15 protein-coding genes are annotated in these 12,174 nt (G+C 69.9%); 5 read left to right on the top strand and 10 right to left on the bottom strand.

Annotation, left to right across the window (positions count from 1 at the left end; genetic code table 11):
* Positions 1–23: 23 nt before the first annotated feature.
* The 3 genes from OHA25_RS17615 to OHA25_RS17625 all read right to left on the bottom strand — a co-directional run bounded on the left by OHA25_RS17615 (position 24) and on the right by OHA25_RS17625 (position 2,479).
* A complete protein-coding gene (locus OHA25_RS17615; protein WP_327588654.1) occupies positions 24–1,142 on the bottom strand; it encodes a hypothetical protein in 1,119 nt (372 codons plus the stop codon).
* Positions 1,135–1,689 carry an RNA polymerase sigma factor gene (locus OHA25_RS17620; protein WP_327588655.1) on the bottom strand — a complete coding sequence of 185 codons (555 nt, stop codon included), beginning with the start codon at positions 1,687–1,689 and terminating at the stop codon, positions 1,135–1,137. The genes OHA25_RS17615 and OHA25_RS17620 overlap by 8 nt, the downstream gene beginning before the upstream one ends.
* A gap of 73 nt (positions 1,690–1,762) precedes the next feature.
* Positions 1,763–2,479, bottom strand: coding sequence for a dihydrofolate reductase family protein (locus tag OHA25_RS17625; protein ID WP_327588656.1), 717 nt, complete (start codon positions 2,477–2,479; stop codon positions 1,763–1,765).
* Positions 2,480–2,794: 315 nt separating this feature from the next.
* On the opposite strand from OHA25_RS17625, the gene OHA25_RS17630 reads away from it, so the two are divergent.
* Positions 2,795–3,376: a DUF6069 family protein gene (locus OHA25_RS17630; RefSeq protein ID WP_327588657.1), complete on the top strand. Its 582-nt coding sequence runs from the start codon at positions 2,795–2,797 to the stop codon at positions 3,374–3,376.
* Between the two features lie 51 nt (positions 3,377–3,427).
* On the opposite strand, the gene OHA25_RS17635 is transcribed toward OHA25_RS17630, so the two are convergent.
* On the bottom strand, positions 3,428–4,357 hold the full coding sequence (locus OHA25_RS17635) for an aminoglycoside phosphotransferase family protein (RefSeq protein ID WP_327590995.1): 930 nt from the start codon (positions 4,355–4,357) through the stop codon (positions 3,428–3,430).
* 48 nt (positions 4,358–4,405) lie between these two features.
* Positions 4,406–4,834 (bottom strand): hypothetical protein, encoded by a 429-nt coding sequence (locus OHA25_RS17640; RefSeq protein WP_327588658.1) that lies wholly within the window; start codon positions 4,832–4,834, stop codon positions 4,406–4,408.
* Positions 4,835–4,878: 44 nt separating this feature from the next.
* On the opposite strand from OHA25_RS17640, the gene OHA25_RS17645 reads away from it, so the two are divergent.
* Entirely contained in the window at positions 4,879–5,574 is a 696-nt protein-coding gene (locus tag OHA25_RS17645) for a class I SAM-dependent methyltransferase (protein ID WP_327588659.1), read from the top strand.
* Entirely contained in the window at positions 5,575–6,591 is a 1,017-nt protein-coding gene (locus OHA25_RS17650; protein ID WP_327588660.1) for a protein kinase family protein, read from the top strand.
* Between the two features lie 55 nt (positions 6,592–6,646).
* Here OHA25_RS17650 and OHA25_RS17655 read toward each other — a convergent pair whose 3' ends face one another.
* Entirely contained in the window at positions 6,647–7,129 is a 483-nt protein-coding gene (locus OHA25_RS17655) for an Lrp/AsnC family transcriptional regulator (protein WP_327588661.1), read from the bottom strand.
* Positions 7,130–7,221: 92 nt separating this feature from the next.
* Between OHA25_RS17655 and OHA25_RS17660 the strand changes: the two genes are divergently transcribed.
* Positions 7,222–8,250, top strand: a complete 1,029-nt coding sequence (locus OHA25_RS17660) for an alcohol dehydrogenase catalytic domain-containing protein (protein ID WP_327588662.1) — start codon at positions 7,222–7,224, stop codon at positions 8,248–8,250.
* Positions 8,251–8,257: 7 nt separating this feature from the next.
* Here the strand turns inward: OHA25_RS17660 and OHA25_RS17665 are convergent, their stop codons facing one another.
* The 3 genes from OHA25_RS17665 to OHA25_RS17675 all read right to left on the bottom strand — a co-directional run bounded on the left by OHA25_RS17665 (position 8,258) and on the right by OHA25_RS17675 (position 10,863).
* Positions 8,258–9,610, bottom strand: a complete 1,353-nt coding sequence (locus OHA25_RS17665; protein WP_327588663.1) for an acetamidase/formamidase family protein — start codon at positions 9,608–9,610, stop codon at positions 8,258–8,260.
* Positions 9,611–9,677: 67 nt separating this feature from the next.
* Positions 9,678–10,199, bottom strand: coding sequence for a nitroreductase family deazaflavin-dependent oxidoreductase (locus OHA25_RS17670; protein ID WP_327588664.1), 522 nt, complete (start codon positions 10,197–10,199; stop codon positions 9,678–9,680).
* Between the two features lie 70 nt (positions 10,200–10,269).
* Positions 10,270–10,863 (bottom strand): DinB family protein, encoded by a 594-nt coding sequence (locus OHA25_RS17675; RefSeq protein ID WP_327588665.1) that lies wholly within the window; start codon positions 10,861–10,863, stop codon positions 10,270–10,272.
* Positions 10,864–10,898: 35 nt separating this feature from the next.
* Here OHA25_RS17675 and OHA25_RS17680 point away from each other — a divergent pair, with 35 nt between their 5' ends.
* Complete coding sequence (locus OHA25_RS17680) at positions 10,899–11,399, top strand: NUDIX hydrolase (RefSeq protein ID WP_327588666.1); 501 nt, start codon at positions 10,899–10,901, stop codon at positions 11,397–11,399.
* Between the two features lie 18 nt (positions 11,400–11,417).
* Here OHA25_RS17680 and OHA25_RS17685 read toward each other — a convergent pair whose 3' ends face one another.
* Positions 11,418–12,008: a hypothetical protein gene (locus tag OHA25_RS17685; RefSeq protein WP_327588667.1), complete on the bottom strand. Its 591-nt coding sequence runs from the start codon at positions 12,006–12,008 to the stop codon at positions 11,418–11,420.
* Between the last annotated feature and the right edge of the window lie 166 nt (positions 12,009–12,174).

A 12,174-nucleotide genomic window follows, 5' to 3' on the forward strand; every position in this document is an offset into this window, starting at 1 on the left:
CACCGCGCCGAGAACCTCACCTCTCACCTCCTCTTCTCGCAGCCTTTCGGAGGAGCGGGCCGCTCCGCGGTCCAGCCCGACTCTGGAGCCGTGGCGGTGAAGGTCACGGGGTCGCCCTTGGTAGCCCAGACAGCCGTACGGGCCGCGTAGGAGACGGAAGCGAGCGTGGAGCCCGTGCCGGGGTCGAGGAGCGTTCTTGGATAGGTCGGCAGCTCTCCGCCCTGCTTGTGGTCGTAGACCAGTGTGTTGCCGGCCAAGCCGAAGTCCACGGACAGGGCCGGCCTGCCCAGCGGATCCGTCACGGTGCCCACGACCTTGGTGCTTGGCAGTCCGGCCAGGAAGCGGATGAGCGCGGCGCGCTGGTCGGGACGGAGCGGCAGGTCCAGGAGGTTCGTGGTTAAGGGCAGGAACTTCTCGATGGGCTCCTTGAAGCCGCGCTCGTGCCAGACGCTGTGGTACGCGCGGAGCTTCTCCTTCAGACGAGCCTGGTCGGTGGGAAACGCCGCCAGGTCCGCCATGGTCAGAGTGGCGACCGTGCGATCAGCCAGAGTCCCTCCGGCAGTGGCATCCCACTTCTGGGAGCACTGCCGTGGCTCGTCGGTGAACGACACGTAGGGGCAGCGCTTACCGGCCTCGCAGGGGGGCTTGATCCGGCGCGGGCTCCCGACGGCTCGCCAGGCACGCTCATCCGCGGCCGTGGCCGGACGGGCGATGGGTTCGGACCACGACAACGTGACCCTCGGGTCGTCCGGGTCACGTGACTGCCAGATCTCCTGGCGCGTGGACGCCACAAGGGTAAAGCCGCCCGTCTCCAGATAACTCCCGCGGATCAGCACCTGCCGCCAGTAGACACCGCTCTCCACGGGCAGTTTCTCGATCTTGTCCGCCAGGTCGAACAGCGCCTGGTTGGCCTTCGGCGTGAGCGCGACCGGCGCCGGCGTCAAATACGCCACCAGCGAGAACACCAGCGTCACGATCGCTGCCGTGGCCGAGGCGGCCGCCACGGTCCAGGTCCACGTACGCCGCCTCACCGGGCGGCGGACGGGCGGACGGCTCAGCCGGGCCCGGGCCCGGGCGACGATCTCGGGAGACGGGGGCCGCGCGTCGGGCAGGGCGCGGGCCAGCAGGTCCAGCTCATCCATCAGAGTCCTCCTTCAGCGGGTTGACGTCGCCGAGTGCCCGGCGCAGCTGCTTGCGTGCCCGATTCAGCCGGGACCCGACGGTGCCGGCGGGGATGCCGAGGGCCTGGCCCACCTCGGCATGGCTGAGCCCGCCCAGCGCGACCAGCAACACCACATCCCGGTCGCCCCGCTTCAGCCCAGCCAGGGCGCCGGCCAGCGGGCCGGTGAAGCGCGCCGCCGTCACCCGGTCGAGCACCTCGTCCTCGTGGCCGCTGCCGTCACGTTCGGCTGTCCGGCTGATCGCCTTCCACCGCCTGATCTCGGCACGTCGGTGTCGCGCGACGAGATTGGTGGCGATGCCGTACAGCCAGGGCCTGACCGCACCGATCGCCGGGTCGTAGCCGCCTTGCAGGGCCGCCACGAACACCTCGGCAGCGAGATCGTCGGCCACGTCCTCAGACAACCGCCGGGCGATGTAACGGTGGATCTCGGCGAAATGCGCGTCGAAGAGATCAGGAGGAAGCTCTAAACGCCGCCCTGTCCAGGTACGCGTGTTGTGCACTATCACGCCCGTTCTTGCCCGTTCGACGGAAATGCTTTCACGCCCCCGCCAGGGTTGAGGCGGCAACGATGGCGCGTCCTCAGGCGTCGCCCCGATCCCCGGGCATCGGTTCGCCGGTGCCGCTTCCGCGGTCGTCGAGCACCAGAGCGGCACGACCGTTGACGGTGTACCGCAGGTGCGTGACGGCAGGGGTGTGGACGACCCTGTTCGGCGTCAGTTCGATGGCCTCCTTGCCGGAGAGGTCGAGATCGGCGTCGAGGAGCCGCATCCCGGTGCCGAGCACGACCGGCACGACGTGCAGCTCCAGCTCGTCCAGCAGGCCGGCCTTGATCACTTGGCGGAGCAGACTGCCGCCCCCGGCGATGGCGACGTTCTTACCGTTCGCCGCCGCGCGGGCCTGCTCTATGGCGCCGGCTATGCCGTCGGTGACGTACGTGAAGCTAGTGCCGCCTCGGCGTACCAACGTCTGGCGGGGGCGGTGCGTCACGACGAACACCGGCGCGCGGAAGGGCGGCTCCTCCCCCCAGGGGATCTCGCCGCCGTCGGCCATACGCCGGCCCATGACGTACGCGCCGGCGGACTCGAATGACTCGGCGATGATGTCGGAGTTCGTGTCCTGCACGCCCCCGGCGAAGCCCTGCCGCTCGCGCCACGCCATCGCGTCGATCACCCAGCGCGTGATCCGGAAGAAGCCCGCGGCCTCTGCCGAGTCGATCCAGCTTCCGTCGCCGCTGTGCCGTGCGCCGGCGTAGAAGCCGTCCAGGGACACCGACATCTGTGCCGTCACCTTGGTCATCTCGCTTCGCCTCCTTCTCTGGCGGCGCCCCGTCCGGGCCCGCTCACCAGAGGGTCGAAGCCGGCGGCCTCTTCTCTACATCATCGCGAAAGGCGCTAGCGGTCATCGCCTCCGTGAGTACGTAGGCACCCCACCCGGCCGACCTTCGCTCGGTACGCCAGGCGCGTCGGTCGGCGCTGGGGCGCATGAGCTCGGGGCCCAGGTCCGGGAGGCACGATCTGGGACAAATATGCACATAGCGGCCCTTCCCGCTCTTGACTGCGCGTGTAAGGTTCTCAAAGTGCCTGACCAGCATTCGCGATGAAGGTGATGCGCATGTCATATCCCTCCCATGATCGCTATGATCACCGTCCACGATCGGCCAGGCCGTCGGTCAATCCGGCGCGGGTGTGGGGAGGCGGCGTGGCCGCCGCCGTCGTGGCCGCTCTGATCGTGGTGGTCGGAGTCATGATCAGCAAGAGGCTTCTGGGCATCCGCGTCCTCACCCCCGATGGGGCTTCCGCGTACGGCACCGCGGCGACCACGGGATATGCGATCTCGGCCGCGGCTGCCGCGCTCGTCGCCACGCTGCTGCTCTACGTCCTCATGCTGTCGACGCCGGAGCCGACCAGGTTCTTCGGCTGGATCGCCGGGCTCTTCACCGTCCTCATCACGATCCTGCCGTTCATGTACGACGCCGGTCTCATCGAGCAGATCGCCACGGCCGTGATCAACGTCGTCATCGGCATCGCCATCGTCTCGCTCCTGGCGTCGATCGGGCGCACGGCCCTCGAGGAAGCGCCGGATCCGGAGCCGTATCCGTACGAGCAGCCTCGGGGGTATGACCCCCGTGGGTATGAGCAGCAGCGGAGCTACGAACGACCCCGCGAGCGCCGAGACGTCGACCCGTACGACTGAGCCGGCCGGCCGATGTCCGCTCTGCGGGCGAGGCATGCCGACCGGCGCGGTTCACCAGCGCTCGTGCAGCCAGCGCAGCGAAGCCCGGGCGAGAGCGATCATCATGTCCAGCAGATGGCGATCCGCTGTCGGCCCCGCCGTGACGGCCGTCTTGAACAGGAACCCGGCATGCAGGACCAGCAGATCGTCGATCTGCCCGGGAGCCAGGTGACGCGTGAGCGGATGGGCATCGGTGAGCGGTTGCGGGTCCACACCGCTCAGGCGGGCGCTCGACAGCAGCGTGATCACGTCGCAGTACGGGGCTCCCACCCACGCATGCGGCCAGTCGATCACGACCACGCGGTCAGTGCTCACCAGGACATTGAACGGATATAGGTCCCCGTGGAGCAGGGTCTCCCCGGCGAACGGTGACACCGCGGCCTCCTCCGTCGCGATCAAGTCGTCGAGACGGTCCACCGCCCATGGCGCCAGCACCGCCAAGGCGTCGCGTTCGTCGCGGGCCGTCAACGCCTGCCACCCGCCGAGCCGCGGCCGGGCCAGCGACGCCTGATCGATCGGGGACGGCGTCAGCAGCGCTGCCAGCTTGCCTGCCGTCTCCAGGACTCGCTGCAGCTCGTCGGCACGCCATGGCTGGGCGGGGAGGCGGCCGTCGATCTCCTCGAAGGCCAGGGCGATCCAGTCCCCGTCATCGTACGTGCCCAGCATGCGCGGCACCGGCGCCCGCGCGGGAAGCCGTACGGAGATCGCCGCCTCCCGGCGGTGGAAGCTTGCCGCCGCAGGCGCACGCGCGGACTGCGCGGCCTTGACGAAGGCGCCCCTGCCGTCGGCCAGCCGGACGCGAGCGGCCAGCCCTTCGGAAAAGCCGCCGGGTTGAGTGATCGCGGCGGCCACCTTGGCGCCGAGCAGGCGCTCGATGCCCGCACGCGCCTCGGCGGGCAGGTCATCCCACGTCAACCGCCCGCCCCCGGTGGCACGTGGCATCCTCACGCCGAACTCGTCACGGTCTTTGGCAGGCACATCTCCGCAGTATCACGACACCGGTCTTGGCCGTGCACGCGTCACCCTGATCTGGCGCCAGATGGGGTAGCCGATGGCGGTGAGGGCGGCGAACAGCGGGGCGGGGTTCCCGAACACGACCTCGGCGAGCAGCAGATCCAGCAACGGCGCCAGCAGCGTGAGGGAGACGACCCACTTGGCCGGTGTGGGGACGTCGAGCCACGCCTTCGCCCAGGGGGTGCGTTTCCATGGTTTCGCCACCGACAGCCAGGCCTGGAAGGCGATGACGGAGGCCAAACCCCACCTGGTCATCGCCGACAACATGATCCCGGTCAGGATCGACGCGTTGGCCAGATGGAGCAGCACGTGGTTGTCGAGCAGGTGCGCCATCTCGTACCCGACGGGGTCGCCGGTGACGGTGCTGTGGAGGGTGAGGGCGAGCAGAGCCAGCGCTTGGCTCATCCAGTCGTGCGTCGTACAGGCGGGAATGGCAGCATGATCCGGTGATGACCACGTGGGACGAGGCGTTCGCGAACCGGTATGAGGAGTGGTCGGCCCACATGACGGCCGACGTCGCCTTCTACGTCGACCTCGCACGCGAGGCGGACGGGCCGCTGGTCGAGCTCGCCGTCGGCAACGGGCGAGTCGCGATCCCGGTCGCGCAGGCGACGGGCCGGCGTGTCATTGGCATCGACGCGTCACCGTCGATGCTGGCCCAAGCCCGGACCCGGGCGGCCTCGGCAGGAGTCGAGCTCGACCTGCGTGCGGCCGACATGCGGGACTTCGTCCTGGACGAGCCGGCGGCGCTGATCTCCTGCCCGTTCCGATCGCTGCAGCATCTGCCGACCTGGGCCGACCGCCGCCGCACCTTTGAACGTGTCGCCGCCTCGCTCCAGTTGGAGGGACGGTTCGCCTGGAACGCCATCGCCTTCGACCACCGCATCGCCGCGCGGCTCGACGGCGCGCACCAGGACGAGCCCGTGCCCCACACGATCCGCTACGCCGTCGGCGACAACCGCATCGACGTCGTCCTCGACGACGGCGCGACGAGCTCCTTCTGGTGGGCGACCAAGAACGAATGGCTCGGGCTGATCGACGTCGCGGGGCTCGAGCTGGAGGCGCTGTACGGGGGCTTCGCGCGCGAGCCGTTCACGGAGGAAAGCCGGGAGTACGTGTTCATCGCCCGCCGCCGGGAGCCGTGAATGCCGCACGCGCTACGCCTGGCCGGCTACCAGGCCGTCGCCACCCGGCTGTCGTTGCTCAGCGACCGCCAGATCATCGGCCTCGTGAACGCGGCCACGCCGCACGGCTCCGGCATCGGCGGCAGATCGGCGGAGCTGGACGTCGGCGGCAGGCAGGTCTTCGTCAAACGGGTGCCGCTGACGGACCTGGAAACCCGGCCGGAACACCTCCGCTCGACGGCCAACCTCTTCGACCTGCCCACCTTCTACCAGTACGGCATCGGCTCGGCCGGCTTCGGGGCCTGGCGCGAGTTGGCGACGCACATCATGACCACCAACTGGGTCCTCGGCGACACCTACGAAGGTTTCCCCCTGATGTACCACTGGCGGGTCATCCCCGACTCGCCTCCGGTGGGGTTCGCCGAGGAGTTCGGGGGCATCGACGGGGCGGTCAGGCACTGGGAAGGATCCCCGGCCGTGCGTGCGCGGCTGGAGGCCATCGGGCGGTCATCCCATAGCCTGGTGCTCTTTCTGGAGCACATCCCGCAGACGCTGGCCGCATGGCTGAGCGAGCACCACGACGGTGACGCCTTCGCCTGGGCAGAGCGGGGTCTCGCCCGCGGAACCGCCTTCATGAGCGCCAACGGGCTCGTCCACTTCGATGCCCATTTCCACAATGTCCTGACCGACGGCCGCCTCATCTATTTCGCGGACTTCGGGCTCGCGCTTTCTTCCCGGTTCGACCTTTCGGCGGCCGAGGCCGCGTTCCTGCGGGATCACCTCGCCTACGATCAGCACTACACCGCGACCCATCTGCTCCGATACCACCTTCCGGGCGGCGTGCGCGACGAGGCGTTCTTCCGCGACTGGATGGCGGGTGACACGAAGGCCGCCAACGTCCCCTCCGCTTTCGCCGGCATCGTCGACCGGCACGCCAGGACGGCGCTCGTTCTCATCTACTTCCACCGCCGCCTTCTCACCGAGACCAAGCGGACGCCGTATCCGGTCGAAGAACTCAAACAAGCCACGGGACAGTGACCCATGGTCCGACGGTGGCCGGCCGCAGGGATGAGAGCCGCCGGTGAGCCGCCATTCAGCCGGTGACCCAAGTGGTGACGTCGATGTCGCGCGGGTTGACGAGTTCGGAGAGCACGACCGAGGACGTGGTCTCGCCCAGCGTGCCCAGCTCCTCCAGCACCGTTTCGAGGTGGCGGGCGTCGCGGACGGCGATCGTGAGCTCGTAGCAGTTCTGGCCGGTCACATGGACGCAGGACAAGACGCACGCTGTTGTCAGCAGGCGTTCGCGGAGCCGATGCACGTCCTGCCTCGAACGGTAGTGGGGGCGCAGCGCGACACGAGCCTGGAGGCCGAGGCCGAGCCGGGCGAGATCAAGATGTGTGGTGTAGCCCTGGATCACGCCGCTCTCCTCGAGCCGGCGAAGCCTCTCGGCCACCGCGGACCGGCTCAGGGACACGCGGCGGCCCAGTTCGGCGAGGCTGGTCCGGGCGTCGAGGGTCAGCTCGCGGACGATGTCCATGTCGATGGAATCGAGGGCCGGCGTTTCGTCGGCGGGCACGGCTCAATGTCTCCAGAACGGTGGTCAAAGGGGCTGAATGGCGTCATTTTTGCATGTCATGCGGAAGGTTGGGCGTAATAGCGTTCCAGTCCATGAAAGCGACTGTTCTGCGGGGCGTGGGTGACATCGAGTTGGTCGAACTGCCTGATCCGGTGCTACGCGAGCCCACTGACGCGCTGGTGCGGGTGCGGCTGGCGGCTGTGTGCGGGTCCGATCTGTGGCCGTACCGGGGCCAGGAGTCCTTCACACCCGGCGATCGTATGGGGCACGAGTGGATCGGGACCGTGGAGGAGACCGGTCCGGAGGTCGTAGGCCTGCGGAAGGGTGATCTGGTGGTCGCGCCGTTCGCGTTCGCGGACGGCAGGTGCCCGGCGTGCCGGGAGGACGTGCCCACCTCCTGCCGGCGGGGCGGGTTCTGGGGCGGTGCCAACGATGGCGGGCAGGCCGAGGCGGTACGGGTGCCGTTCGCCGATGCGACCCTGGTCCCCGTCCGGGCCGACGTCGACGATGACCTGGCGCGGCGGCTGTTGCCGCTGACGGACGTCATGGCGACCGGTCACCACGCCACCGTCCTGGCCGGGGTCGTACGCGGCGGGACGGTCGTCGTGATCGGCGACGGCGCGGTGGGCCTGTGCGCGGTGCTGGCCGCCCGGCGGGCCGGGGCCGAACGGATCATCTCCGTCGGCCGTCACCCCGAACGCGCCTCGCTGGCCCGGCGCTTCGGCGCCACCGACACCTACCACGCCGACGATCCGCAGACCGCCCCACTGATCGTCGAGCGAACCGCAGGCGGCGCCGCGTCCGTGGCCGAGTGCGTCGGCGCCCAGTCCGCGCTTGACCTCGCGCTGGCCGTGGCCCGTCCCGGCGGCACCATCGGCTCCGTCGGGGTGCCCAACGGCATCACGGGGGTGAACCTCTACCGGTTCTTCCGGGCCAACGTCGGACTGCGCGCGGGGGTCGCCCCGGCACGGGTCTATCTCGACGCGCTCATCGCCGACGTGCTCGCCGATCGTCTCGATCCGTCACTCGTCTTCACCGCGGAGACGACCTTGGCCGACATCGCCGACGCTTACCGGGCCATGGACGAGCGTAAGGCGATCAAGGTCGTGGTCCGCCCATGAAGACGCGTCAGAAGTGCTCCTTGGCGATGACCCCGTGGACGCCCGTCGTGCGGTCCACCACCTGCGACACCTCGAAGTTGACCGCGGCCGACAGGTAGGCGTAGGCGACGGCGCGGTCCATGCCCTGGTCGTGTTCGAGGAAGTCCAGCGCGTTGACGACGGCCCGCCGCATGGCGATGTCGAGGTCGTTCACCTGCCCGCGCTGGGAGCCGTCGGGGTCGGACAGGCCTATCGGCACCCACGCCTCCGGAGTCTCGGCGAACGGGTAATGGAAGGCGACCGACGGAGCGTCGCTCGAGCCGGGCTTGCACACCGTGAGCCGGAACGTCGCACGCAGCGAGCCCTCCATCGCGGTCAGCGCGGCCTCGCCGCCGCCCATCGCATGGTGCGGGTCACCGGTGTAGAAGAGCGCCCCCTCGGCGAACACCGGCAAGTAGAAGGTCGCACCCACGCCGAGCAGGTTGATGTCGATGTTGCCGCCGCCGAGAGTAGGCGGGATCGAGTTGAGCGCCGGGTCCGTCTGCCGGTCCGCGGAGGCGAAGGCGACGCCCATCATGCCCATGAACGGGCGCAGGGGAAAGGTCACCTCGCCGGAGGTCCCGCGCTTCATGACGCCGCTTGCCACACCTTTCCGCCCGCGGCGGACCGGCGTGAACACCGACACGTTGCCGTAGCGGGTCGGATCACCCGTCGGCCGCCCGTCCGTCGCCACGGGCGGCATGACCTCGTCCACCGTGATCCCGTCCGGCGCCCCGCCGCCGGCCGTGCGGGCCAGCGCGCCCTTGCCGTGCCGGCTGGACACGACGCCGTACGGGACGCGGGGCAGGACCGAGAGCATCTCGATCTTGAGTACGTCGCCGCGCTCCGCGCCGTCCACATAGACCGGCCCCGTCACGACGTGCGGCCCGTCGACGTCGAAGTCGCGTGTCGTCCGTGAGTAGTCGCGGGCGATCGCGATCGCGTCCTGGAGCACGTTCGCCTGGGGTACGCCGTGCTTGCCGAAGTAGGCGACGGGGTCGCGGCCCTGGTCCTCGAGGATGCCCTCATGCGAGACCGAGTCGATGGTGACCGTCTCGCCCGATTTCATCCGGAGGACCGGCTTGCTGCCCACCGACGGCACGTACCCCCATCGGACCTGCTCCACCGCCGACGGAAGGTAGTGCTTGCCGTGGATCGGGCCTTTGCGGGGCTGGAGTATGTCCCGGGGCAGCGTGACGGGCGGTGTGGCGGAAGCGGCGCGCGCGCCGAGCAACGTTCCGCCCGTTCCGGTCACGATCGCGGCGGCGCGCAGGAAGTTCCTCCGTCCCAGCCTCGCGATCAGGGCGTCGCGCACGTCGGTCGGGTTCTTCGGCACTCTCATGCCCCAAGGGTGAAGTACGTCTGTTACATCCCCATTTGCACCAGATTTCGGAGGATGCGGAGACCGACTAGCGGACGTCCGGGGAGAGGCGGAAGACGCGGAGTTCGCGGCCGGAGCGGTCGGTGTAGCCCTGGTAGAGCGGCCAGAAGCGGATGAGGGTCTCCCATGCCTGCTCGCGTTCGGCGTCGGTCAGCAGGGCGGCCGTCACAGGGATCACGCGGCCCCGGAACCGTACCGTGGCCTGCGGGGTCTTGAGGAGGTTGCCGCTCCAGGCGGGGTGATGCTCCCTGCCGAAGTTGCTGCCGACGACGAGGAACGTGCCGCCGTCCTCGGGCAGGCAGGCCAACGGGGTCTCCCGGAGCTGCCCCGACTTGCTGCCGGTGGTGGTGAGCAGCAGGTGGGGGATCATCTGGTCGCCCATGAGCGCGCGGCCGCCGGTCATCCGGTTGACGAGGCGGTCCAGCGGGGGCACGATCTTGGGCGCGATCAGGGCGAAGCCCCTGGTGCCCGCCAGCCACTGGAAGAACGGGCGCAGCGCGGTGCTGACGCGTGCCTTGACCCCGCCGTTGGACTGCTGCTGCTCGATCACGGTGACCTCACGTCCCGATCCGGTGGGGGCTGGTGACGGGGCAAGGATAGTGCCCAAGCAAGCGATTGGTCTAGCGGCTCTTGCCGGCCTCCTGCGCCGTCTGCTCCAGGCGGCTCCAGTACGACTGCCACCACGCCTGATCCGCGGCCGGCAGGTTGCCGTTGTCCGCGCGTAGTCCGGCGGCGCCGTCGATCAGCTCTCTGACGATGTCGGCGTGGCCGGCGTGGCGGTTGGTCTCGGCGATCACGTGGATCAGGATCCGGTGCAGCGTGACCTCGCGGCGTTCGGCCGGCCACCAGGCGACTCGGCCGACCGCGTCCAGCCGCAGCTCATTGATCGTGGCGTCCGCGTGCGCCCAGGCCCGGTGGTACAGGGCGGTGATCTGCTCGCGGGACTCGTCGGCCGTCGCCCACATGTCCGCGTTGGGCTCCGCGTCGTCCTCGTGCCAGGGCAGTGGCTCGCCGGACGGGCGGCCGAAGGTGTCGCTGAAGTAGCCGAACTCGACGCTGGCCACGTGTTTGACCAGGCCGAGGAGGTTGGTGCCCGTCGGTGTCATGGGGCGGCGGATGTCGTACTCGGAGAGGCCGTCGAGTTTCCAGAGCAGGGCCTCGCGAGCGGTCTGCAGATAGCGGTGGAGGTCGGCTTTGGGGTCCGATACGGTCATGCCGATCATTGTGTCATTTCGGGGGGGTTGGGTTCGTGCGAACGCGATGGGGTGCCCGGGTCGTGCTGCTCGATCGCGATGAGCGGGTCCTGCTGGTTCAGCACAGGAACGACGGCGCCATCGTGGTGCCGGGCTCGCCCGTGCGGGATCTGTTCTGGATCCCGCCGGGTGGGGGTGTGGAGGACGGCGAGGACCTCCTCGACGCCGCGCGGCGGGAGTTGGCGGAGGAAACCGGGCTGACGGAGGTCGAGTGGGGCCCGTGCCTGTGGATTCGCGACGTTCACGTGACGTGGGACGGGCGGCCGGTGCATGCGCGGGAACAGTACTTCCTCGCCCGGTATCGGGGCGGGGAGGATGTCTGCCGCGCTCGTCTGGATCCCAGCGAGCAGGATGTGATCACTGAGCTTCGATGGTGGTCCCCGGGGGAGCTGACCGTCGCCGATGGTGAGACGTTGCGGCCTCCAGGACTGTCCGACCTCCTCGCCGAGGTGCTGGCCGGACGGTTGCCGGATGAACCTCGTGTGTTGAGTGCTTGAGCGTCGTGTTCCCAGGCGCTATCGGCGGGGCCACATCGCGTTGAGGCGGTCCGCCGTCGCCTGGTACGCATCCTCCACCGCCGGCGTGAGCACGACGTCGGCGCCAGGGCCCGCGGCGGCCAGGCGCTCGCGCAGCACGATGGACTCGGCCGTGTCGGCCAGGTCCAGCAGACCGCTGATGCCGGCCGCGGCGGCGACGATGTCCGTGCTCGAGCCGTTGGCGCCACCGGCCTCCAGAGCGTCACGCACTACGCCGGGGCTCACCACGCCCCTGCCCAGCGCGGCGGCGGCGGCCGACAGCGTCGCGACGTCGATCGGGTCGACGTCCACCAGGCGCAGCGGGACGTGCTCGGTCCGGCCGCCCGGCGCGTACAGCCGGCCCGCCAGCCTGGCGGCCGCTGCGCGCTGTCCCTGCGTGGGCGCGAGCGCTCGCCACAGCCTGCGCAGTGCGGTCAGCGCGGCGCCGTTCGCCAGAGGGCCGGGCAGGGTGGCGCCGTCGTCCTCGGCGGCCTTCAACGTCAGCAGCAGTCGCTCCAACTCCTCGATCGCGCGGGCCAGGTCCTCCCCCAGGTCGGGCACCAGAACCACCCGCGGGCCCAGGCCCGTCATACGTCGCTCCGGGCACGCGGAGGAGGGGCGTCGCCGGGCAACGGGGCGAGGGCAGGCAGGGCGTTGCCGGGTAAGGGCGCGAGGGCAGGCGGGGCCTTGCCGGGCGAGGGTTCGGGGGTAGGCGGGGCGTTGCCGGGCCGAGATGTGAGGGCAAGCCGGGTGTCGT

The sequence above is a fragment of the Nonomuraea sp. NBC_00507 genome, from assembly GCF_036013525.1.
Classification (GTDB): domain Bacteria; phylum Actinomycetota; class Actinomycetes; order Streptosporangiales; family Streptosporangiaceae; genus Nonomuraea.